The sequence below is a fragment of the Pseudomonas sp. LFS074 genome (genome assembly GCF_047978165.1).
Lineage (GTDB): Bacteria > Pseudomonadota > Gammaproteobacteria > Pseudomonadales > Pseudomonadaceae > Aquipseudomonas > Aquipseudomonas putida_P.
The window spans coordinates 3,384,669-3,407,004 of the sequence record NZ_JBFPFV010000001.1; the positions used below are offsets into that span (position 1 = coordinate 3,384,669).

Annotated in this window: 19 protein-coding genes and 1 pseudogene; 15 read left to right on the forward strand and 5 right to left on the reverse strand. The window is 57.1% G+C overall.

The window, feature by feature from the left end; genetic code table 11:
• Positions 1–89: 89 nt before the first annotated feature.
• The 13 genes and pseudogenes from ACNQP3_RS15490 to ACNQP3_RS15550 form a co-directional block, all read left to right on the forward strand.
• Positions 90–787: pseudogene (locus ACNQP3_RS15490) on the forward strand (tyrosine-type recombinase/integrase); the annotation flags it as partial.
• 262 nt (positions 788–1,049) lie between these two features.
• Complete coding sequence (locus ACNQP3_RS15495) at positions 1,050–1,655, forward strand: helix-turn-helix transcriptional regulator (protein WP_264317300.1); 606 nt, start codon at positions 1,050–1,052, stop codon at positions 1,653–1,655.
• Positions 1,656–2,054: 399 nt separating this feature from the next.
• Entirely contained in the window at positions 2,055–3,176 is a 1,122-nt protein-coding gene (locus ACNQP3_RS15500; RefSeq protein WP_264316158.1) for a succinylglutamate desuccinylase/aspartoacylase family protein, read from the forward strand.
• A gap of 19 nt (positions 3,177–3,195) precedes the next feature.
• Positions 3,196–4,173, forward strand: a complete 978-nt coding sequence (locus ACNQP3_RS15505) for a threonine/serine dehydratase (protein WP_264316159.1) — start codon at positions 3,196–3,198, stop codon at positions 4,171–4,173.
• Positions 4,170–5,117 carry an ornithine cyclodeaminase family protein gene (locus ACNQP3_RS15510; protein ID WP_264316160.1) on the forward strand — a complete coding sequence of 316 codons (948 nt, stop codon included), beginning with the start codon at positions 4,170–4,172 and terminating at the stop codon, positions 5,115–5,117. Before ACNQP3_RS15505 ends, ACNQP3_RS15510 begins: the two co-directional genes overlap by 4 nt.
• Positions 5,118–5,193: 76 nt before the next feature.
• Positions 5,194–5,973 carry an ABC transporter substrate-binding protein gene (locus ACNQP3_RS15515; protein WP_264317301.1) on the forward strand — a complete coding sequence of 260 codons (780 nt, stop codon included), beginning with the start codon at positions 5,194–5,196 and terminating at the stop codon, positions 5,971–5,973.
• Between the two features lie 616 nt (positions 5,974–6,589).
• Positions 6,590–8,002, forward strand: coding sequence for a purine-cytosine permease family protein (locus ACNQP3_RS15520; protein ID WP_264316161.1), 1,413 nt, complete (start codon positions 6,590–6,592; stop codon positions 8,000–8,002).
• A 310-nt stretch (positions 8,003–8,312) separates the two neighbouring features.
• The gene (speB, locus tag ACNQP3_RS15525) at positions 8,313–9,269 is read left to right on the forward strand and encodes an agmatinase (protein ID WP_086976113.1); all 957 of its coding nucleotides are present in this window, start codon (positions 8,313–8,315) and stop codon (positions 9,267–9,269) included.
• Between the two features lie 17 nt (positions 9,270–9,286).
• A complete protein-coding gene (locus tag ACNQP3_RS15530) occupies positions 9,287–10,711 on the forward strand; it encodes an APC family permease (protein ID WP_264316162.1) in 1,425 nt (474 codons plus the stop codon).
• Positions 10,708–11,538 carry a polysaccharide deacetylase family protein gene (locus tag ACNQP3_RS15535; protein WP_264316163.1) on the forward strand — a complete coding sequence of 277 codons (831 nt, stop codon included), beginning with the start codon at positions 10,708–10,710 and terminating at the stop codon, positions 11,536–11,538. The genes ACNQP3_RS15530 and ACNQP3_RS15535 overlap by 4 nt, the downstream gene beginning before the upstream one ends.
• A gap of 10 nt (positions 11,539–11,548) precedes the next feature.
• Positions 11,549–12,472 carry an NAD-dependent epimerase/dehydratase family protein gene (locus ACNQP3_RS15540; protein ID WP_264316164.1) on the forward strand — a complete coding sequence of 308 codons (924 nt, stop codon included), beginning with the start codon at positions 11,549–11,551 and terminating at the stop codon, positions 12,470–12,472.
• A 14-nt stretch (positions 12,473–12,486) separates the two neighbouring features.
• Positions 12,487–13,212 carry an SDR family NAD(P)-dependent oxidoreductase gene (locus ACNQP3_RS15545; protein ID WP_086976120.1) on the forward strand — a complete coding sequence of 242 codons (726 nt, stop codon included), beginning with the start codon at positions 12,487–12,489 and terminating at the stop codon, positions 13,210–13,212.
• Positions 13,213–13,279: 67 nt separating this feature from the next.
• Positions 13,280–14,215 (forward strand): LysR family transcriptional regulator, encoded by a 936-nt coding sequence (locus tag ACNQP3_RS15550; RefSeq protein ID WP_264316165.1) that lies wholly within the window; start codon positions 13,280–13,282, stop codon positions 14,213–14,215.
• A 59-nt stretch (positions 14,216–14,274) separates the two neighbouring features.
• On the opposite strand, the gene ACNQP3_RS15555 is transcribed toward ACNQP3_RS15550, so the two are convergent.
• On the reverse strand, positions 14,275–15,030 hold the full coding sequence (locus ACNQP3_RS15555) for a class II aldolase/adducin family protein (RefSeq protein WP_264316166.1): 756 nt from the start codon (positions 15,028–15,030) through the stop codon (positions 14,275–14,277).
• A gap of 242 nt (positions 15,031–15,272) precedes the next feature.
• Here ACNQP3_RS15555 and ACNQP3_RS15560 point away from each other — a divergent pair, with 242 nt between their 5' ends.
• Entirely contained in the window at positions 15,273–16,157 is an 885-nt protein-coding gene (locus ACNQP3_RS15560; RefSeq protein WP_401050508.1) for a LysR substrate-binding domain-containing protein, read from the forward strand.
• 211 nt (positions 16,158–16,368) lie between these two features.
• Here ACNQP3_RS15560 and ACNQP3_RS15565 read toward each other — a convergent pair whose 3' ends face one another.
• Both ACNQP3_RS15565 and ACNQP3_RS15570 read right to left on the reverse strand, forming a co-directional pair.
• Positions 16,369–18,069, reverse strand: a complete 1,701-nt coding sequence (locus ACNQP3_RS15565; RefSeq protein ID WP_264316168.1) for a peptidoglycan D,D-transpeptidase FtsI family protein — start codon at positions 18,067–18,069, stop codon at positions 16,369–16,371.
• A gap of 25 nt (positions 18,070–18,094) precedes the next feature.
• Entirely contained in the window at positions 18,095–18,424 is a 330-nt protein-coding gene (locus ACNQP3_RS15570) for a peptidoglycan-binding domain-containing protein (protein WP_264316169.1), read from the reverse strand.
• A gap of 100 nt (positions 18,425–18,524) precedes the next feature.
• Here ACNQP3_RS15570 and ACNQP3_RS15575 point away from each other — a divergent pair, with 100 nt between their 5' ends.
• Positions 18,525–19,436, forward strand: a complete 912-nt coding sequence (locus ACNQP3_RS15575; RefSeq protein ID WP_264316170.1) for a LysR family transcriptional regulator — start codon at positions 18,525–18,527, stop codon at positions 19,434–19,436.
• Here the strand turns inward: ACNQP3_RS15575 and ACNQP3_RS15580 are convergent.
• Positions 19,399–20,928: an aspartate/glutamate racemase family protein gene (locus ACNQP3_RS15580; RefSeq protein WP_264317302.1), complete on the reverse strand. Its 1,530-nt coding sequence runs from the start codon at positions 20,926–20,928 to the stop codon at positions 19,399–19,401. The two genes, ACNQP3_RS15575 and ACNQP3_RS15580, sit on opposite strands and share 38 nt — an antisense overlap.
• 71 nt (positions 20,929–20,999) lie before the next feature.
• Positions 21,000–22,313: an MFS transporter gene (locus tag ACNQP3_RS15585; RefSeq protein ID WP_319026126.1), complete on the reverse strand. Its 1,314-nt coding sequence runs from the start codon at positions 22,311–22,313 to the stop codon at positions 21,000–21,002.
• Positions 22,314–22,336: the final 23 nt, after the last annotated feature.

Consider the following 22,336-nt stretch of genomic DNA (forward strand, 5'->3'; position numbering starts at 1 on the left):
CACAGCCACCCGTCAGGTCCACTGGTTTCCGCAGCGCTTGGGGGCATACTTGGGGGCAACAGCTGGATTTGTAAAAGTGATGCCCCCAAATGATATCCCCAGAAAAATCACCGATTTTCAGGCGGAAACTTAGCGACGCCTACATTCGCGCCTTGACCGAACCAGGCAAATACACAGACGGTGAGATGCCTGGCCTTTACCTGGAGTCAGGGCGTCGCGCAAGAGCGGAAAACCTGTATCCAAACACTGGCGATTGAAGTACCGACTGCACGGCAAGGAAAATCGCTACTCGATTGGCGCTTACCCAGAGGTAGGGCTAAAGGCTGCCCGAGAATCTGCGCTGAGCGCACGGCGAGACATTGCCAACTCCATAGCTCCCCTGAAAGCCAAAACTTCCAAAATCGAAGCCCTACTACTGAACGAAGAGCGCACCTTCGAATATGTGGCTGAGCAATGGCTCACCTTCAAATCCGGGGATTTGGTCAGCAAATCGCTTGCTGGATTTCGAGGTGCACTAGACCACCATGTCCTCCCAGCGATAGGTAAAAAACCGGTCACCGAGATCAAACTGGAGCACATTGGCTCGATCCTCACCACGCTTCGGCGGCGAGGTACCATGGCAATGGCCAAGCGTGTACGCACGATCATTCGGGCTGTACTGGGTTTTGCCGAAGGGCGCGGTTGGGTAGATCGAAACGTCTCGTTAAGCAATATTGAGGAGCTCAAAGTCCGGCATGTAGTGACTAGCAACCCTGCGATAGAAAGACCTGCCGACCTTGGCAAATTTCAGAATCCCACACCTGATGTCTAGGCTGTAGCCGTATGCTCAAGTGGAGTTCCTGAACTGAGGCTTGGAGGTATCTACGAAATCAGGGGTGATTCAAAAGCCGCCACAGCTCCTCCCTCATCCTCACGCCACAACTAGGCGCAGGCGGCCTATTCTCTTGAAAGCGGTACCTTTTCAGTCCACCATGGAAAAAATTGCCACGCACTCAAAGCCCTCCTCTGCCTAGCAGACTACACATTCAAAAAATCGACCTTTCCAGATGATGAAGATAGAGAACTACAAAGCGATCGCTGACAGCATTGCGCTGCTGCTCTTCCCTCATGCGGAAGTCATCGTCCATGAGGTTGAAAGCCAAACCGTCGTTCACATAGCCAACAATTTCTCCAAGCGGCAGCTGGGAGACGATTCGGCACTTGACCAGGAACTCGGCGATTTTCGTAGCTCCGCTAGCATTGGCCCGTATGAGAAGGTCAATTGGGATGGGCAGAAAATCCGCTCGATCACCAGCGTTCTGTACGATCAGCACGGAGAAGCCGAATATCTCCTCTGCATCAATCTGAATTTCTCGGTACTGGAGCAAGCACGCGAAGCGCTGGATGCATTCTTCCAGGTCAGCCGCTTGATCCCGCAACCCGACTCGCTGTTCAAAGATGATTGGCAGGAACGGATAAACACGTTCCTACACAGCTGGCTCAAAGAACGAAATCTGTCATTGCGCACACTGAAAATGAATGATAAGCGAACCCTCGTTGAGGCCCTCCACGCGGAGGGCGCATTCGAGGGCCGAAGTGGTGCGGACTACGTGGCCAACGTACTAAGCATGGGCCGGGCAACCGTCTACAAGTACCTCAAGGAACTGAGAGCCTAGCTCTCGCTCGCACGCGAGGTCCGCCTTTGATTAGTCGGCCTCACTCTCCACCGTAGCGCAAGACCTTTCGGTCGACGGCCATCACTCCGATCTTACGCTTCAGGCTAGGCAAACGGACCTCGCCCACAATCATGTCCATCACCATGATGGCAGGCCTCCACTGTGCTGTTTATGGAAGACGGGTACGACTGGGATAGACATAAAGATATCCATTAGAGATTTTTCCTCCACGCGCTGCCGTTGCTACACGAGCACCGTGAAAGCACTGATTTAGGCGGTACTAGCTCACCCGAATCTGAGTCGGGACCGGCGTAAATTGGGAATCCGAGCGCCTGAGGGGCCTTGTCGAATAGAGATAACAAGTCTATTGTGGATAAATATTCCACGAAAGAGCCTTGCATGATGTCTATTCAGACTCGCTTCACGGACCTGCCCCCCCTCGGGCCCGGTAATACGGTCCGCCTGCTCACCCATGAATTCAGCGGACAGGAATCTGCCCGTAGTGCCTATATCCAAGCCGGCCTTCATGCTGACGAGCATCCAGGGCTGCTTGCTCTTTGGCATCTGCAGGAAATGCTTGTTGACCTGCACCAGGAAGGTCGAATCTTGGGCAAGATCGTGATCTGTCCATTCGCTAATCCAGTGGGAATGACACAAAACGTACTCGGGTTCTGGACCGGCCGCTTCAACTTAGCCAACGGTGAAAACTTCAATCGCAATTTTCCAGATCTCATCCCGTTGCTGGAAGCTCAGCACATCGACAGCAGTGCTGCGATGCCGGAGCAGAAGTTACAGGAAGCGATTGCCGCACTGCCGGCCACGGACACCGTCAGCGCGCTGCGCAAAGCACTCTTGAGCGAAGCGCTCCAGCATGACGTCGTGCTGGATCTGCATTGCGATACCGCAGGTGTGCTGCACCTGTACGCGAATGAGGCCCAACGTGAACGGGCAACGAGACTTGCTGCCTGCATGAACATCGATGTTGTCTTTCTCGAGCATTCAGCGGGTGGCCAACCATTCGATGAGTCGTGCAACCGCCCATGGAATTGGCTCATCGACCAAGGGTTGAGCCCCCAGGAAGAGCGTCTTTTCGCCGCCAGCATCGAGCTTCGTGGGCAAGCAGATGTGGACGACGAATTAGCCCGGGAGGACGCGAAAGGAATTCTGAATTTCCTGGCAAGCGAGGGGCTCTTGCGACTCGACGACCAGCCGCTTGTGAAACGCTCACCTCAAGTTTACCCACTCGAGGGCGCAAGCCATCTGCCCTCACCAGGGCATGGTCTGCTGGCATGGAAAAAACGTCCTGGGGACAGCGTCTCGAAGGGCGAATTGATCGCCGAGCTCGTTTCGATCGACGCCTCGATCGGCACCCCGAGAACGCCCATTCACAGCGATGTAGATGGTGTTCTCGTGGTTCAACCGCTCTTTAAGCTGGTACGAGCTGGCCAACGCGTTGCACTGCTTGCCGGTACCGAACCGCTGCCCAATCGACAAGCCGGCCAATTGCTCAATCACTTCTGAATTTACCAAGGGTCAAAAAATGACTGTCGACGCCAAATACCTGCTTTCGCTATACGAGGCAATTGCCGAAGCGCACCAAGCACTGCGCCCGGCAGTGAGTGTCACACCACTTGCCCACAGCGCACGCCTGTCCGCCATGACAGGATGCGAGGTTTTCCTCAAATGTGAGCACCTTCAGCACACGGGCTCCTTCAAGTTCCGCGGGGCCAGCAACAAGATCCGGTTACTGCCTGAAGCGCAGCGCAAGCTTGGGGTGATCACTGCGTCGTCGGGGAACCACGGGCAAGGTCTGGCACTCGCCGGCAAAGTGCTGGGGGTACCGGTCACGGTCTATACCACGACCTCTGCGTCCCCGTACAAGCTGGATGCCATCCGGGCCCTTGGTGCCAAAGTCGTCAGCCTCGACATGGATCCGCTGAGTGTAGAGCTGGAAGCAGCTCGTCAGGCCGAGATCCAAGGCAAGCCTTTCGTGTCGCCCTACAACGATCCAGAAATCATCGCGGGCCAAGGCACGATCGGAATCGAGCTCTTCGAACAGGCACCGGACCTGGATGCGGTATTCGTCGCCGTTGGCGGTGGCGGAATGATTTCCGGGATCGGGGCTGCCTTGCGCGCGCTGAGCCCGAAGATCGACATCATTGGTTGCTGGCCAGCTAACGCCCCCACCATGCAGAAATCCCTCGAAGCTGGCGAAATCATCGAAATGGAAGAAGACGACACCATTTCCGATGGCACTGCCGGTGGCATCGAGCCAGGCAGCATCACCTTCCCCCTCTGCCAGAGCCTGCTGACGCGGACAGTGCTGGTCAGTGAGGAAGAAATCAAAGCGGCGATGCGCGATGTCGCTAGCTGCGAACGCTGGATCATCGAGGGCGCTGCCGGCGTCGCGGTGGCCAGCACGCAAAAACTGGCAGAGGAATACCGGGGCAAGCGTGTCGCGGTGGTCATTTGCGGCCGCAACATCCTTCTCGAAAAGTTCCTTGGGGCAGTTCAATGAAAGTCTTTAGCAAAGAGCAAATCATCTCTCAACTCAACTTGGAACGGGCAGTACAGCGCCTGGAAGAAGGTTTTGTTGCCTTTTCCGCCGGCAAGGTTCAGGTGCCACCGGTTCAAGCATTTGCGTTCACTGCTGCGAATGGTGACTGCTGTGTGAAGTCGGCATACGTGGAAGGCAGCGACACCTTCACCGTGAAAATTTCGACCGGTTTCTACGACAATCCGTCCAAAGGCCTGGAAAGCAACGACGGCCTGATGATGGTGCTGTCTGCTAGGACTGGACGGCCACTCGCGCTGATGCAGGATGAAGGTTGGCTGACATGCATCCGCACCGCATTGGCTGGCCGTATCGCAGCCCGTCTGCTGGCTCCCAAAAACGTCAAAGCTATCGGCATTCTCGGCGCCGGCATGCAGGCGCGGATGCAACTGGAGCAACTAGGTGCTGTTATTACGTGCCGCAAGGTCATCGTATGGGGCCGCAGTGAGCCCGAGCTCGAAGCCTACAAGGCCTTCGCCACCGAGCTGGGGTATCAGGTGCAGACCACCAAAAACGCCGCTGATGTTGCCCGCGCCGCGAACCTTATCGTCAGCGCAACCCCTTCCCGCGAACCTCTGCTGATGAGCGAGTGGGTACAGCCTGGCACTCACATCACCGCTGTCGGCGCCGACGCTGCAGGCAAACAGGAGCTCGACGCCGCGCTCGTCGCACGGGCAGACCGCATCATCGTCGACTCGATTTATCAGTGCAGCCAATACGGCGAGATTTCTCATGCACTCAACGCCGGCTTGATCGGTGAAAGCCAACTGGCTGAACTGGGTGCACTGCTTGCTGGCAAAGTACGTGGCCGTGAAAACGACGATCAGATCACCCTGGTTGATCTGACCGGTGTGGCCGTCCAGGACGCTCAGATTTCGAGCTGTGCATTGGCCTCCATGCAAGGCTGATTCTCCCTTCCCTTCGCACTCTCGCGCCCAGCTCTCAGGGCGCGGGGTGCACTACTGCTGGAGTGACGTCATGAAAATAAAAAAACTCTCCATCCTCTTCTCAAGTTCAATATTTGCGCTTTTCTTGGCCTCCCACGCCGGAGCGGCCGATAGCTTGCGCATTGGCATCGAAGCCGCCTATCCGCCCTTTGCATCGAAAACCGGTAACGGCGAGATCGTTGGCTTCGACTACGACATCGGTAATGCTCTGTGTGCGCAAATGCAGGTCAAGTGTCAGTGGGTCGAACAAGAGTTCGATGGGCTGATCCCCTCATTGAAGGTAAGGAAGATCGACGCCATTCTCTCGTCGCTGACCATCAGCGAGGAGCGAAAAAAATCCGTTGATTTCACCAATCGTTACTACCAAGCCGCCGGGCGAATCGTGATGAAGGAAGGGGCCGACCTGGGGACCCATTTTTCAGGGCTGGTCGGTAAACGAGTGGGCGTGCAGCGAGCAGGCATTCACGACCGCTTCGTAACAAAAGTACTGGCGCCGATCGGGGCACAGGTCATTCGCTACGCCTCGCTGAATGAAGCCTACCTGGACCTGATTGCCGGGCGACTGGATGCGGTGCAAGGTGACGATGTGGCTGTGCAGATCGGGTTCCTTGATACCCCGAATGGCAAAGGCTACGCGTTCGCAGGTGAACCGTTGAGAGACCCTGAATACTTTGGCGAGGGTGTAGGTATCGCCGTGCGCAAAGGTGACAAAGGGTTAGCGGACCGCTTCAACCAGGCTCTAGCGGCCATCCGCGCAAACGGCGAATACAAAGCCATTCAAGATCAGTACTTCAAGTTCGACATCTACGGCGAGTAAAAGACCAGCCTCACAGTTCGAATAAATTAAGGCGCTGATAACGATAAATAAGGCGGCCCTGATGAATCTTGACTCTCTGGAAACAACTGCTCTCAACGAGATGCTAGAGGCCTTTGAGCAGTGCTCTAGCGAAGTGGTAGAACGCCAAGTAACTTCTTCAGGCTTCTTCACAGTCATAAAATGTGAAAGACCAATCTTACCTTTTACTCAGGAAAGTGAACGCACGTGGCAGTTCTCGCATCCTGACTTGATAGATGGTGGATTCTTCGTATGCTGGCCACTGAGCGATGTTGAGCTTTGCCTTGAGGCTGTTTCTAACTCGGGGCGCTGGCCTTTAGAGGTCACCGCGATCCAAGCACCACACCCCCCTTTGCGATAACTAGTAAGACCGGTTGACGATGGCGCAGCCGGCCTTCTCTCCTCTTCGCCCCTTCAGTTAACAGAACCATAAAGCTGGCTTAACCAACTAAGCGTATACCGCTGCCTTTTTCGAGGATAACCTTCACTGGTAGCAACACACAATAAGTACAACGTGTACCTCGCTCAATTCGCTACTGCCCATCTCTTACGCCAACAAAAATTACGAGGACAGTTAAATGTCCCGTGGAGATAGCAAATGCCCACCTCTTCGGTTGAACCGCGTCAGCCCGCTTTGCTCGAAAAACGCTCTATCGACCATATTCCAGAATCAGAACGACATGGCAGCCTCTATAGCCAATTCACGCTATGGCTCGGCTGCAACCTGCAAATTACCGCACTGTTGACCGGCTCCCTTGCGGTCGTTCTGGGCGGTGACGTGTTCTGGTCGCTGATCGGACTGTTGGTCGGCCAGATATTTGGCGGCGCCGTCATGGCCCTTCATGCCGCTCAAGGGCCGAAGCTCGGCCTGCCCCAGATGATCTCAAGTCGAGTCCAGTTTGGCGTATACGGGGCAACGATTCCTATCGTGCTGGTCGCCCTCATGTACCTGGGCTTCAACGCTACAGGCGCCATCCTCTCCGGCCAGGCCGTGGCGCAATTAGTTGGGGTGAGCAACAGTGGCGGCATTCTGATTTTTGCTGGGCTGACCATGCTCATGACGATCATGGGCTACCGCTTCATTCACATCGCAGGTCGCGCAGCGAGCGTGGTGGGTGTCATCGCGTTCTGCTATCTGTTTGTCCGCCTGACGATGACCAATGATATCGGCCAGCTCCTGGCAATTCGTCACTTTGACTGGGGTAGCTTCCTGCTCGCCGTGTCGCTTTCGGCTTCATGGCAAATCGCGTATGGCCCGTACGTCGCGGACTACTCTCGCTACCTTCCAAGCAAAACATCGCCTCTCAAAACCATTTTGGCTGTCGGGTTGGGCTCAGTGATCGGCGCGCAAGTTTCTATGGTACTTGGCGTGTTCGCAGCCGCGTTGGCCGGGGCCAGCTTCGCTGGTCATGAGGTATCCGTCATCGTAGGGCTCGGCAGCACGGGCCTGGCAGCAGCGCTGATCTATTTCAGCATCGCATTTGGCAAGCTCACCATCTCGACACTCAACGCGTACGGCAGCTTCATGTGCGCCGCCACGGTCATCAGCGGTTTCCGTGGCGATGTGGCAATCAGCGCGGCTCAAAGGGTTTGCTTTGTGTTGTGCATCGTCGGCGCATCCACGACAGTGGCATTGCTCGGAGAGGATTCGTTCATCGGAACCTTCAAATCATTCATATTGTTCCTGCTTGCCTTCTTCACGCCATGGAGCGCGATTAACCTTGTTGACTTCTACTTCATCAACAAGGAGCAATATAACCTCAACGCTTTGTTCGACCCCAACGGGCAGTATGGCCGCTGGAACATGGTGGGGATTGGCACTTACATCCTCGGTGTTCTGATCCAGATGCCCTTTATCTCGACCAGCCTGTACACCGGCCCCTTGGTCGAGAAAATGGGCGGAGTAGATATCTCCTGGATTATTGGGCTTATCATCCCCGGCGTTGTGTATTACATCTTTGCGAAACGAAACGTGTCGACTATGCTTGCCCAGGCACACCCCAATACTTAACAGCATGTGCCAAAGCAGGCCACTAGCGCCTGCTTTGGCATCACTCAGCCCATCAATGATATAGCTACGCCGCCCACGGTTCACTTTCACTTTTGGATAAGCCAGCTTTCGTAATTGGCGATTTATTTGAGCGCAAGCTATTCATACTCTGGCCTGGCTAAAGAGTAACAACAAAAAAGCATACAGCATTGCCCCATCCTCCCGGGCTATTGCCTTGCCTGCCGTTATTACTCAAACGGTTTTACCTGTAACTCGCTCCTTAATGACAAACATAAAAAGTCGACCAATATAGGTCGACGTGGAGACCTACATGACTAACAAAAACCCACAGCCTATTGATGCGGCCCTGGTGCCACGCTTCGCAGGCATCCCCACGTTCATGCGGCTACCGGCCTTCGAAGACCCGACCCAGGTTCGTATTGGCTTGGTAGGTGTACCTTGGGATGGCGGTACCACCAACCGTGCCGGCGCACGCCATGGACCTCGTGAAGTGCGGAACATGTCCAGCCTCATGCGCAAGGTTCATCACGTGAGCCGCATCGCGCCCTACGACTTGGTCCGCGTCGGAGATCTAGGCGATGCGCCCGTCAACCCGATCGACCTACTCGACTCGCTGAAGCAGATCGAAGGGTTCTTCAGCAAACTGCACCAGGCTGGCGTCATCCCCTTGTCTGTTGGCGGCGATCATCTGGTCACCTTGCCGATCTTCCGTGCACTCGCCCGTCACCGCCCAATCGGTATGGTGCATTTCGATGCTCACTCCGACACCAATGATCGTTATTTCGGCAACAACCCCTATACCCATGGCACGCCCTTCCGCCGAGCGATTGAAGAAGGTCTGCTGGACCCGCGACGCACCGTGCAAATCGGCATTCGCGGCTCGATCTACTCTGCCGAAGATGAAGCATTCGCTGAGGAGTGTGGGATCCGAGTGATCCACATGGAGGAGTTCTGCGATCTCGGTGTGGAGGGCACCCTGGCAGAGGTTCGCCGAGTGGTTGGCGACGATCCTACCTACATCAGCTTCGACGTAGATGTCTTGGATCCGGCATTCGCACCTGGAACTGGCACACCAGAAATTGGCGGGATGACAACGCTGCAGGCCCAACAAATGATCCGCGGTCTGCGCGGTTTGAACCTGGTCGGTGCTGACGTCGTTGAGGTTTCCCCACCGTTTGACCTGGGAGGCGCCACAGCACTCGTCGGCGCAACGATGATGTTCGAACTGCTCTGCATACTCGCGGATGCTCTGGCTGACCACGCCTAAGTCGAGGAGAAGCCATCATGAGCTTCAGCGACTTCATCGGTTACGACCGGCAGGGTGAGGTTCGAGAGATCGATACCACCCTGTCCAAGGGACGCTTGAGCACGCTCAACGTCTGTGCCAACACACTGGCCTTCAATGGTCCTGCGTGGGTCGGGGTATCGTCGATGCCCCTGCTTTACACGCTGTCTGGAGAACTGGCTCCACTGTCGATTCTCGCTGCGTACTTCTTCCCGATGATGGTGATCGCCTTCAGCCTTGTGTACCTGGTTCGAAGGGCGCCTGCAGCAGGTGGCGTGTTTGTGTTCAGCAAACGCTATCTGACACCAGGAGCGGCCACCATTCTTGGCTGGACGTACGTGATCATGTGCTTCAGCGTGACCGCGATGTGCGCGCTAGTCGGGGCGCAATACGCACAAAGCCTCCTCGGCCTTGATGGTTCAGCTCATACCGGGCAGGTCGTGGCCAGCACGATGCTCCTCGTATTCATGGTGCTGAATCTGAGGGGTGTTGAGGCTACTGCCAAAGTTGCCATCTGCTTGCTGGCCCTCGAACTCGCAGTGCTCTTGGGGCTGGGTTTGGCAGGCATCATCCATCCACAAGTACCCAGTGCAGGCGTGCTGAGCTCCTACCTGCCCTCGTCACTGGACAGCTTCTGGACGGCCATTGGCCCAGGCATGTTATTTGGGATGTGGATGCTCGCGCAGTTCGACTCTTCGATCAATTTCATTGAAGAGGCCAAAACCCCCGTGAGAACCATCCAGCGGTCATTCTTGCTGACGCTGACTGCAATGCTGGTGATCTACTCGATGGCAGCTATCGGCTGGAAAATGGCAGTCCCTGCCAGCACCCTCGCCGGCATGTTCGCCGACAGCGCACAAGCAATCGGCAGCATTGCACAGCTATACCTGCCCTCCTGGCTGCTTTGGTTACCGACCCTGGTAATCATCACGTCAGCTTGCAACTGTTTGAACATCTCGCTGAATGCTGGGGTTCGCGCAGGCTATCGCATGAGTCGCGATGGCGAGTTGCCGGCGGCGCTGGAGAAGTTAAACCCGAGGCGGGTTCCTGCGCGACTGACCGTGATTGGCACTGTCTGTGGGTTGGCAATGATCTGGGCGAAACCGGTGAGCGACTTGCAGTGGTACTACGATGTGGTGTCGATCACCATGATGATCTCCTATGGCACGATGATCCTCTGCTTCATCTTCGCGGTCTTCCGCGAGCAGCCGCTTGGTAAAGCCTTCGCAATGTCCGGCTTGCCAGCCTTGGCGCTGCTGACTCTCGCCTACATCGCCTACACCGCAGGCGCCCAACCTGCGGACCCTGCCTATCTCTATCACGCCTGGTACTGCGGCATCGTCATCATCGCCAGCGGTGCGGTCGTGCTCACTTACAACCGACTGCGCCGAAAGGCGCCTTCACAAAGGATCGTTTCCCCATGACCATGTGGCCTGATCGAAAACGTTTCGCTGTAACCCTGAGCTTTGACCTGGATGCTGAAACGGCATGGGAATCGTCCAGCCTGGATGGGCGCCGGCTGACCTTGCGCTCGATGGGCGCCTATGGCCGTCGCGTGGGTGTACCCCGCATTCTCGAGCTACTTGCGAAGTACGACGTCCGTGCCCAGTTCTACATCCCGGCCTTGATCGCCGAGATGGACCCAAATGTCGTTCGCGCAATCGCAGAAGCCGGGCATGGCATTGGCTGTCATGGGTATTTCCACGAACGCGTCGACGAACAAACACCAGAGCAGAACCTGCGCATCCTCCGCGATAGCAAAGCAGTGCTAGAGCGGACCATTGGACGCGAGGTGAATCACTATCGTGCTCCGGTTTGGGAAATCACGCCGGATGTCATCAGCTCACTGGTCGAGCTCGGGTTCAGAACCGATAGCAGCCTGATGGGTGATGACCGTCCCTATCTGGTAGGCGGCGAGCCAGGGCAACTTCTAGAGTTGCCGGTCAGTTGGGCGTTGGATGACTGGGAACAATTTGCCTACTCCGCGGAGCCTGCCGTGGGGGGCGTGATCGAGGCGCCGGACAAGGTCTTGAGTCTCTGGACCGCAGAGATAGAAGGCATGCACGCGTATGGCGGCCATTTCATTCTCACCATGCATCCACAGCTGATTGGCAGGCCATCAAGGCTCCTGATGTTGGAGCGCCTGATCCAATGCATTCAACAGCATGACGACGCCTGGTGGTGCACGCCTGACGACGTGTACGAACAGGTGCGCAAGGGCGCGCTGGATCTGCCCGTTCACCCCTACTGAGAGGTTTCCCATGAATGTTCTCGTGACAGGGTCCAAGGGCTTCCTCGGACAAGAAGTCGTGCGTCAGCTTCTAAGGCAAGGTCACCGCGTGACTGGCTATGATCGCAGCCTGACCTGTGCAATCGAAGCTGCTGACTACCAATATCGCCAGGGCGATCTGATCGACCTGGCCAGTCTGCTGGAAACCTTCCAGACCCAGAAGTTTGATGCTGTCATCCATACGGCAGCAATCTCCCACCCTGTTGATTCGCGGCGCATTCCTCTTCAGACCGTTTTGACCAACGCGCTGGGCACTACTCACGTGCTGGAAGCCGCACGCCTGAGCGGAACACCGCGAGTCGTGAACCTCAGTTCCGAATGTGCCTACGGCAATAACCAAGCACTCGGCGTGATCGACGAGTCGGTGCCGCTACAACCAACCACCCCCTACGGCTGCACCAAGGTATTCACCGAAAAGCTTGGCCAGGTCTACACCGACCTCTACCAGGTCAGTGTTGTTTCACTGCGCCCGGGCTGGATCTACGGGCCAGGCCAATTCATGCAGTGCTATCTCAAGGACTTGCTACGTGCAGCCATCGATGGAAAGCCACTCGCTGAAACCGCTGGCGGTGATTACCGCCTGCAATACGTGCACGTTACGGACGTAGCAGCGGCCTGCCTACTGGCGGCGACCGTTGAAGATGGTCGATTGACTCAGCGCGTGTTCAACGTCACCGCCGGCGAGCAGGAGAGCTATTCCTCAGTTGCCGAGCGCGTGCGCGCTCTATATCCGGCAGCGGACATTGCCATCGGCCCCGGCACGATTGACGTCCTCGATGAGAACGCCCGGTTCGACATCACCGCAGCACGTGAACAGCTCGCTTACCACCCTGAGTTTCTGTTAAGCGACGGCTTGGTGACCTACGCACGCTGGCTCGAAAACCACCCCTACTGATCGGGAACCGCTTCATGAAAACCTACCTTGTGACAGGCGCCGCCAATGGTATCGGCCGCGCTATCGCCCTCGCCTTGGCTGAAACTGGCGACACGGCAGTGCTGAATGATCTGAGCTTCAGCCATGAGCTTGAATCGCTGGTCCAGGAACTGGAATCCAAAGGTGTCACAACTCGTATTGCGTTGGGTGACGTCTCGTCGCCGACGACGGTGAAACACGCCTTCAGCGGATTGGAACGACTGGATGTGCTGGTAAACAATGCTGGCATCCTGAGCGAAGCGCCGATCACCCAGATGGCGTTCGAGCAATGGGACCTGATGATACGCGTGCATCTGTACGGCACCTTCCTGTTCGCGCAGGAAGCCGCTCGACTCATGACCCGACAAGGCAGTGGCGCCATCATCAATATTGCCTCTGACCTTGGCCAGCTGGGCTGCGCCAATCTGTGTCACTACTGCGCAGCAAAAGGTGGGATTATCGCTTTCACCAAATCGCTAGCCAGAGAACTCGCGCCCCATGCCGTGAGAGTGAACGCGGTGGCACCTGGTGGCACACTTACACCAATGGTCGAGCGACTTGGGCCGGCCTACGTGAAAGAAGAAGCGGCACGATATCCACTCCAGCGCCTCGGGACCGCAGACGAGATCGCTCATACAGTGGTGTTCCTTTCCTCCGAGAAAGCCAGCTTCACCACAGGCCAGGTACTGGGCGTGAACGGCGGCGGCGTGATGAACGGGTAAGGTCTGCTCATCAGCCCTGCTATCTCGGTAGCAGGGCTTCAAAAAGCCCACACGACTAGAGGTGGTCATGCTTGGAAATCTAAATGACGTGGATCTGCGGATGCTCCGCACGTTCTGCACGATTGTTGAAGCTGGGGGGTTCACTGCAGCCCAGACCCGTTTGAACATGAGTCTGCCGCGGCTGAGTGTCGTGATCCGCGACCTCGAGATTCGTGTGGGTTACTCGTTGTGCAAACGGGGAAAGTCCGGCTTTCAGCTCACAGAAGAAGGTTTGGCCACCTACAGCGCTGCCCAGGAACTCTTTGCCGATATTGAACGCTTTCGACAAAGAACAGTGGAGGTGAACGGCCGTAGCCAGGAACACCTTCAGCTGGGTACCGTAGACAGCTTGGCAACAATGCCGGAGAGCCCTCTTCCGAATGCAATTGCCCGTTTTCGCAAAAACCACCCAAGGATTCGCCTGCAGCTGCATGTGATGCGTCCCGATGAATTGGAGCAAGCAGTGCTGGAAGAACGCCTGCATTTGGCGATGGGGGCCTTTCACCATCGGCTCTCAGGCCTGGACTACAGACCGCTGTTCAACGAGGAGCAGAACCTCTACTGCAGCAGTGATCATCCGTTCTTTGAACGAGCAGATGAAACACTCTCCATCGAAGAGATCAGTGCTTCCGACTATGTGGATCGCGGCTACGTCGCAGAAAACCGCCGGCCTTACGAACTGCGCTTCAACAACATGATCAGTGCCTTCTCGATGGAGGCCATCGCACTGCTGGTTTTCTCGGGGACGTACATCGGCTACCTCCCATCCCATTATGCGAAAACCTGGGTCGAACAAGGGCGTCTGCGAGCGATTCTTCCGGATCGGCTCGCCTACACTTCAGCGTTTCACTGCATCACTCGGCAAGGCATGGACTTGCAGACAGGCTTGGCCAGCTTCCTCAACATACTCACAAGCGTCAATCAGCTATCTGCGAGTGAACCTCCGATGCCGGCAAGCACCTGACTGATCAGTGGAGGGTGCGACGAACGCTGCCCCCATTGATCCCGCGGGATATTCCCGATTCAGTTGCGGTAGTCGGGAGCGACTCGGTCTAGCATGCGCAGCAAGGCCTTCCAGGCCAGGGTAGCCGCATCGGGATCTGACAACTCACCCTCTTTCAGCTCGCGCTGCGGCTCATTGAATTGTCGCTCTGTATGGGCGCAAATTTCATGGCTAGGCAACAGCAACTGACCAGCCTGCTGGGCCGCGAGCTGTATCTCACAGGCTTTTTCCAGGTAGTACATCCTGATGAACGCTTCCCCCACGGTGCGTCCTCCCGTCAGTAGGCCGTGGTTACGCAAGATCATCACGTTCTTGTCTTCCAGATCCGCGACCAGACGTTGTTGCTCATCGAGATCCAAGGCAACTCCTTCATAGTGGTGATAGGCGACCTCGCCGTAGAACTCCATGGACATCTGATTCACGGGCAGTAAACCGCACTCCAGCGCAGCAACCGCACAGCCGGCGCGAGTGTGGGTATGCAGTACGCATTGAAGATCATGGCGCGCACGGTGGATAGCACTGTGGATGACAAAACCGGCTGGGTTGACTGCGTAAGGCGTATCGCCAACGGGCGCCCCATCCAGGTCGATCTTGACCAAATTGGAGGCCGTGATTTCATCGAACATCAGTCCGTAGGGATTGATCAGGAAATGATGCTCTGGACCAGGTATACGCACCGAGATGTGGGTAAAGATCAAATCAGTCATGCGGAAATGCGCGATTAGTCGGAAGCAGGCGGCTAGCTCTTCGCGCAGCACGTGTTCGGTTGGGGTCATGCATTTCGCTCCAATACTGATGTGAGGCTCTGGCTTGGTCGCTCTGTGTCCTCTCCAGCCATCAGCGACGTTAGTGGTCTACGCCGTCTGAAAAGCGAGTCACCTCTTCTCGAGGTAGTCGAGTGGGCACTGATCCTTAGGTTCAGTATGGGTGAATGAAAACTAGCAACAATCGAATTAATTTCGCTAGTGATGTAGTGTTAGTTTCACCAATTGCTCATTTTCTCCACGTGCGGGGCTTTATGCACTTCCCATCAATGACGGCGCTTCGTGCACTGGATGCGGTGGCACGACTCGGAAGCATCTCAAGTGCAGCTGACGAGCTCAGCCTCACGCGAAGTGCGGTCAGCCACCGCATCAGCACGCTTGAGGAACAGCTGGGGTTCGCGCTGACTGAACGAGTTGGCCGAGGCATCCGGCTAACGTTTCGAGGGGAGCAGTTCGCCCGGGAGGTGCAGCAGATCCTTGAGCGCGTTCAACTAGCCGCAGCAGGACAGCATGGGCAACAGATCGCGGGGCGCCTGTGCGTCAGTTGCAACACCGGTTTTGCCAGCGCCTGGCTGTGCCAGCACATCAATGAGTTCATGACGCTCTATCCTCAGGTTCAATTCCACCTGATCTCCCCACGAACCCCGGCCGATACCAGTTCGAGCGAAGCGGATATCTTCATTTCCTACGGCACGGGTGATTGGCCGAATCTGCAGGTAACGCCGCTGGTGGACCTGCATTATTTTCCGGTGTTGAGCCCTCAACTGCTCTATGCCAACGGCGGTCTCAGGCATACCGATGAGTTACTGAACTACACGCTGCTGCACATGAACGACTACACGGATTGGCGGGTATGGCTGGGGGCAGCAGGCCGCAACCAAGTTGATTCCTCCTCCGGAATTTTGTTCTCCGACGCCCCCTGTGCTCTGGCCGCCTGCTTAGCAAGCCAAGGCGTCGCGATGGGCGATAACTTGCTTAGCAGCGATGCACTGAGGCGTGGTCTCTTGGTGAGCCCGTTCGAGATCAGCACGCGCTCAAACCGGGCGTACTTTCTGGTCTGCCATCCAGCTAAGGCAGACCGCCCTATCATCAAGGCGTTCAGCGATTGGCTGGTTGAAACACTCGCTCAGACAACCTGACTCCGGTCCTTGAGCCGAACCAGCTCGAAGCTGGCCTATCTGCGCCAGTTGCATTAGCAATTTCAGATCCCCACGAGATCTCTATTCGGACGAAAAGCCGAGCCACAGACGCCGCTGCGCTCAAGGTGCTAGCCTGGCGCTGTACCTGTTGTCGCTGGTAATCGCCTTGGACGCCCTCCTGGTACTGCGCTGGTCAACCCGCGCTGAGGTTTCAGCGAAGATTGTCCGGGGCAATGTTGTACAACCGAAGCGCGTGCGCCATGACCTTGCTGAAGACTGGCGCAGAAACCAGACCACCGAAAAAGCCGTGCTTCGTAGGGTTGTCGATCATGACAACCACAACAAACTTCGGCTCGTCAGCAGGCGCGAACCCGGCGAACATCGCCCGGTACGAATTGCTCTGGTAGCCCTTACTGGTAGCGCTGGGCTTTCTGGCCGTGCCACTCTTGCCCCCGACGTGATAGCCCTGCACCTTGGCACGGTAAATACCTCTAGGTGCTTCGACGACCTGTACCAACATGTGCTTGAGTGCATCGGCCACTTCCGCAGGCATCACTTGGGTAGCCACCGGCGGTTTCAACACCCGCAACAGCGACACCGGCACCTGCCTGCCGCTGTTAACCAAAGTCGCATAGGCCTTGGCCAGCTGAACGGCCGTGACAGAAACGCCGTAGCCGTAAGACAGCGCCGCCGTTTCGGTGGGCCGCCACTGGCGACGGCTGGGCAGCACCCCTGAACGTTCTCCTGGAAATCCCAACCCGGTCGCCTCCCCCAGGCCGACCCGCTGCAGCAGATCGTGAATCGTCTCGCCGCCGACATCGAACGCCACCTGGCTGATCGCAACGTTACTGGAGCGTACCAGGATCCCGGTCATGTCAAGCCGCTCACCCGCGGTGCGAGAGGCATCGCGAATGGTGAACTTGCCAACCTTCAAGCTGCCCGATTTCACCAACACGGTGTCGGAAGCTTTCCAGCGCCCGGTTTGCAGCGCCGCTGCAACTGAAAAGGGCTTGATCGTCGAAGCAGGCTCGAACACATCTACCAGCGCCCGATTTCTCATTGCTGCGGGGCTGGCATGGGCGCGGTTATTCGGGTTGTAGGTCGGATAGTTGGCCAGTGCCAGCAACTCCCCAGTCTCAACATCGAGAATGACGACGCTGCCGGCGTCGGCGCCATTGTCGACCACGGCCTTTTCCAGCTCGTGGCTGGCGAAGTACTGCAGCCGCATATCCAGGGACAACGCCAGACCCTGCCCGGGCCTTACCGGCGAGGTTACGCCCAGGTCTTGGATCACCTGCCCTCTGCGGTCCTTGATAACCTGCTGCTTGCCGCTGACACCACGCAGGGACTGATCGTATGCGAGCTCCAGGCCTTCACTGCCCTTGTTGTCGATATCGGTAAAACCTACTACATGCGCGGCGATGGCGCCGGCAGGATAAAAGCGTCGCGACTCTTCGAGGCTATAGATGCCCTTGATGTGCTGTTGCTGAACCACCTGCAAAACCTGTCCGGCCTGCTCGGGGGAAAGGCGCCTACGCAGGTAGAAAAACGCCTTGCGCAGGTTATGGGACAAGCGTGTTTCCAATTCGGCTGGTGGCATTTCCAACGCCTGGGCGAGCACCGGCCATTTAGGCTTTTCGGTGGCCAGTTCACGCATGTCAGCCCATAGGCTCACCATCGGGGTGCTGACCGCCAAGGGTTGTCCGGCCCGGTCTGTAATCACCCCGCGCGGCGCAGGTTCAGACCAGTACCGTAGGCTTCGCGCATCGCCCTGTTGGCGAAGGAAGGCTTTATCGACGACCTGCAATTCGATAATTCGCCAGCACAGGACCAACGCCAGGATCAGCACAAGGCAAACGACGAACCTGAACCGCCACGGATAACCCGGCGGAGCTGCGTCAGCAGAAGACATGGCCATACTCACTTGCAACGGTTAATCAGTGCGGCAACCAGGCAGGCGGATCAATATCGAGCCCTTTCAGTACTTGCGCATTAATACTGCCGGTCACTGGCAATGCCTGTTCCATTTGCAATAGGTAGATGGCCTCTTGGGTTTCGCTGCCAAACAGCCCATCGATCTCACCGTGATAATAATTGCGCCCGAACAGAGCGACTTGTAGCTCGGCAATCAACTGTTTGCCGAGCGGTGTGAAAATGCTGCCTTGCGGTATATCTTGCGGCTGTGCAGACGCAGGCTCCAACGTACTGACAAACATCACAAGGCCCACTGCTGCCACAACTTTCCTGCCCTTCATGAGTGTGAACATCACCTTTTCAGAGAGTGAGCGATTAAAAAGCTGTTAGCTATTTGTCGGGCATTGTCCGCACCCCTATACTATAAATCAATTAACTATCAAGATATCTGATATGAACACAACTGATATCGACGCTGTCGACCTGAATTTGCTCAGGGTATTTGTCGCCCTGATCGAGGAAGGCGGCGCCAGTCGCGCGGCCATTCGCCTGGGCGTTACTCAACCTGCGGTCAGTGCAGCACTTGCCCGTTTGCGGGAAATATATGCCGACCCGTTGTTCGAGCGTACCGGCCGAGGCCTGCGCCCGACCATGCGTGCAAATGAACTGGCGCCGTTGATTGGCGAAGCGCTCAATTGCTGCCGGCAAGCGCTCGCGCTTTCCGTAGGCGGCAAAGACATCAAGGGCAGGACGATCACCATCGGCTTGTCCGATGACAGTGAAATCGCCCTGGGCCAAAGCCTGGTTTCGCAGATCGACGAGCACCTGCACGGTTTGCGCATCATTTTTCGGCAAACCCACAGTGGCTTGGTCCAGGACATGTTGATGCGCCATCAGATAGATATCGCCGTTTCTGCCGGTGGGCTATCTTCGCCGTTGATTGCGCGGCAACGCCTGGGACGGGGCAATTACCTGTGCATTGCCGATGCGAATAACGACATACCGACGACCGCTGAAGACTACGCCCAACGGCCCCACCTGCTGGTGTCGTCGGGCGGCTTCGTCGGCATCGTCGACGAAGGTTTGAATGCTGCCGGATACAAGCGCAGCATTCGCGCCTCGACCTCGCATTTCGCCGCAGTGCCGTTTCTGCTGGTAGGTTCGAAACTGATCACCACGGTGCCTACCCACGCGGCGCAGGCCATGGAACGCGTCAGCACGCTGCAAACCTTCCCCTGCCCTGTGCCCCTGCCCTCCTACGACCTGGAGATCGGCACACGGGTAGGCAGCAAGCACGACAACACGCTGCAAACGGTCAAGGCACTGATCATCGAGCTGGTAGAGAATTCCTTCTGCCTGTCCTGACGCTTGTGTCTGCATCGCCTCGGCTTGCGCGTGCATCGAGCGCCAGCTGAACGCACTTGAGGGCAAGCACTGTAGTCGGGTCAACCATCGCTACCCGGTGCCTGCCCAGCGGGAACGCATCCGCATGCGCAAGCACCAGGGGCAGCTCCGTGCAGCCCAGTATCAATACCCCGGCACCCAGCTCGCACAGGTGCTCCGCCACTACCAGCAACTGCTCCTTGCAGATGCCATCGGTAAAACCTGCCTTGATACCGCGAGGCCCATAAATGGCCTCCATCACCAGCGCTTGGTATTCATGGCCAGGCGTGATGATGTTCAAACCAGCGGACCTGGCAGCCTCATGGTAGACACGGCTTTGCACCGTACCCGAGGTGGCGAGCAACCCCAATGGCGTGCTTGCCCCATGCTGCAAGACGATGGACGCGATCGTCTCGTGGAGCATGTTGATGATCGGGACATCCAGATGCTGCTGAATACGCGCAATAAAAGCATGCGCGGTGTTGCACGGGATAGCGATGGCATCGGCACCGGCGTCAGCCAGCCGCTGGCAGGTGGCATAGAGCGCAATGGTCGGGTCCGTTTCAGCCCGGAGCAGGTTGGCGGTGCGGTCCGGGATCTGTGGGTTGTGCTCGACCACCATCTTGATATGGTCCTGGTCCTTGCCTGCAGGCGTATTGGCCACGACCTTGTCCATGAAATCCACCGTGGCTGCGGGCCCGACACCCCCGACGACCCCCAGCTTGAACGGCGCTGCTGCGTGCGAGTGCTGCTCGCTGGCAGCGAAATCGGCATAGATTTCGTTGCTGTCGAGCATGGCAATACCACTGCGTTGCAAAGCCACGCACACCAGCGCAAGTTCGGTCATGCCTGGCACGATGACCGCCGCACCTTGCGCCTGCAACGCGGCGGACAACCGCTGAACGGTTTCGAGTGACCCGCCTTCGAGCCCTCCCTCCTTGATCCCACCGGCACCGTACACCGCCTCCATGAGTGCCGCCTGCTCGGGGGCTGACGGGTAGATGAGGGTATGGCTGCCCAGATAGCGCTCGAACAACCCAGACTCACGCACCATATCCGACGTCAGTACCCCCAGGGCCGTCCCGGAGGCATAGCGGCCATCAATATGCCGCTTCACAGCTTCCATCATGTCGAGGATGCGCAGGCTCAATTGCGCCTGAACTTCGTCCAGGAACGTGTGGCTGGCGAAACAAGGCAACATCACCCGCTCGATACCGCGCGCCTCGAATACCTTGCACATCTCATAGACGTAAAACTTGCGGGACGCGATGTTGACCCCTTTGTTGAGCGGCAACGCGGCATCGTCGAAGGCCTGCTGCTCCAGTAGTAGGTGGCAGTGAAACTGCTCCGCAAGCACCTGCCGTGATCTGGTCAACTTGAAGAACAAGTCCGCACATGCCAGCGCCCCAAGCCCGCCGATCACCCCGATCTTCTGCACCGTGACATCACCACCCGCTTGCATCTTTATTTTCATGACCTTGGCCTGTTGGATATTAACCACGGACAAGCCACTCACGGCGCGAACCCTGAGTGGCTTAGCCTGATTCAAAGCGACTCGCAGACCTGGCCCTGTACCGGCACCGATAAGTCTTCCTTGATGAGCCGAGCGGGCAGCGCCAGGATCAACGTCGTGGCCCCCACGACCAGCAGGCCGGCGAACAGGTACAGGCCGATGTCCAGGCTACCGGTATTGGCTTTGACCAGGCCTAGCACCGTAGGGCTGGTGAAGCCGCCAAACAGCGCCAGGGAGTTGATCAGCGCGATGCCGCCAGCAGCCGATTCGCGGCCCAGGTAACGGGTGGGGATGGTCCAGAATAATGGCATCGAGGCATACAGGCCCACCGCCGCCACGCTCAAGGTACCCAGGCCCAGCACCAGGTTGCCCGGTACGAAGGTGCAGGTGATCAGGGCACAGGCGGCCACCACCATGCAGGTTGCCAGGTGCCATCTGCGCTCGCCCACGGCATCGGAGTGCCTACCGATCACAATCATCCCCACAGCACTGGCCATGTAAGGCACAGCCGTCAGCAGGCCGATATGGAAAGGATCTGAAACGCCGTAGCTTTTGATCATCCCCGGAAGCCAGAAACCGAGAATGTAAAGCCCGGCCATCACCGAGAAATACACCAGTGCGAGCGCATAGATGCGTGGGTCGCGTACTACCGCACCAAGCCTGTGGCTTTCGCTGCTGGCGGGTGTACCGACTTCCAGCGCGATGCGCTTGCGCTCATCGCTGCTCAGCCATTTGGCTTGCTCGGGGCGGTCGATCAACATGAAGCCGGCGAGGATGCCCAGGATGACAGCTGGCGCCCCTTCCAGCAGGAACATCCACTGCCAGCCACTAAACCCACTGACACCCTCCATGGCACGAATGATCCAGCCTGAAACCGGCCCGCCAATGATGCCCGCGAGGGCAATTGCCGACATGAACACGGCGATCACACTGCCGCGCATGCGCACAGGGAACCAATACGTCAGGTAGAGGATGATCCCCGGGAAAAAACCGGCTTCGAACACCCCCAACAAAAAACGCGCAATGTAAAACTGCAGCGGCGTCTGCACGAACATCATGCAGGACGACACGATCCCCCAGGAAATCATGATGCGCATGATGGTCTTGCGCGCACCGATCCGGGTCAGGAGCAGGTTGCTGGGCACCTCAAACAGTACATAACCAATGAAGAACACGCCGGCACCGAGGCCGTAAACGGCATCGCTGAGATTCAGGTCCTGCTGCATGCGCAACGCCGCAAACCCGATATTGACCCGATCTAGGTAGGAGACGATATAACTGACAAACAACAAGGGCAATATTTTCCAGGCAATCTTCCTGTACAACATGAGCGAATCATTATTCATTTCTGACAAGCCTCAAATATTTT

Bases quoted from the DNA above. Each gene is read 5' to 3' on its own strand.
- ACNQP3_RS15570 (WP_264316169.1), bottom strand. From the start codon at position 18,424: ATGTTCACACTCATGAAGGGCAGGAAAGTTGTGGCAGCAGTGGGCCTT.
- ACNQP3_RS15500 (WP_264316158.1), top strand. From the start codon at position 2,055: ATGATGTCTATTCAGACTCGCTTCACGGACCTGCCCCCCCTCGGGCCC.
- ACNQP3_RS15585 (WP_319026126.1), bottom strand. From the start codon at position 22,313: ATGAATAATGATTCGCTCATGTTGTACAGGAAGATTGCCTGGAAAATA.
- ACNQP3_RS15495 (WP_264317300.1), top strand. From the start codon at position 1,050: ATGAAGATAGAGAACTACAAAGCGATCGCTGACAGCATTGCGCTGCTG.
- ACNQP3_RS15530 (WP_264316162.1), top strand. From the start codon at position 9,287: ATGAGCTTCAGCGACTTCATCGGTTACGACCGGCAGGGTGAGGTTCGA.
- ACNQP3_RS15510 (WP_264316160.1), top strand. From the start codon at position 4,170: ATGAAAGTCTTTAGCAAAGAGCAAATCATCTCTCAACTCAACTTGGAA.
- ACNQP3_RS15540 (WP_264316164.1), top strand. From the start codon at position 11,549: ATGAATGTTCTCGTGACAGGGTCCAAGGGCTTCCTCGGACAAGAAGTC.
- speB (WP_086976113.1), top strand. From the start codon at position 8,313: ATGACTAACAAAAACCCACAGCCTATTGATGCGGCCCTGGTGCCACGC.
- ACNQP3_RS15560 (WP_401050508.1), top strand. From the start codon at position 15,273: ATGCACTTCCCATCAATGACGGCGCTTCGTGCACTGGATGCGGTGGCA.
- ACNQP3_RS15580 (WP_264317302.1), bottom strand. From the start codon at position 20,928: ATGAAAATAAAGATGCAAGCGGGTGGTGATGTCACGGTGCAGAAGATC.
- ACNQP3_RS15535 (WP_264316163.1), top strand. From the start codon at position 10,708: ATGACCATGTGGCCTGATCGAAAACGTTTCGCTGTAACCCTGAGCTTT.
- ACNQP3_RS15545 (WP_086976120.1), top strand. From the start codon at position 12,487: ATGAAAACCTACCTTGTGACAGGCGCCGCCAATGGTATCGGCCGCGCT.
- ACNQP3_RS15505 (WP_264316159.1), top strand. From the start codon at position 3,196: ATGACTGTCGACGCCAAATACCTGCTTTCGCTATACGAGGCAATTGCC.
- ACNQP3_RS15555 (WP_264316166.1), bottom strand. From the start codon at position 15,030: ATGACCCCAACCGAACACGTGCTGCGCGAAGAGCTAGCCGCCTGCTTC.
- ACNQP3_RS15550 (WP_264316165.1), top strand. From the start codon at position 13,280: ATGCTTGGAAATCTAAATGACGTGGATCTGCGGATGCTCCGCACGTTC.
- ACNQP3_RS15565 (WP_264316168.1), bottom strand. From the start codon at position 18,069: ATGTCTTCTGCTGACGCAGCTCCGCCGGGTTATCCGTGGCGGTTCAGG.
- ACNQP3_RS15575 (WP_264316170.1), top strand. From the start codon at position 18,525: ATGAACACAACTGATATCGACGCTGTCGACCTGAATTTGCTCAGGGTA.
- ACNQP3_RS15520 (WP_264316161.1), top strand. From the start codon at position 6,590: ATGCCCACCTCTTCGGTTGAACCGCGTCAGCCCGCTTTGCTCGAAAAA.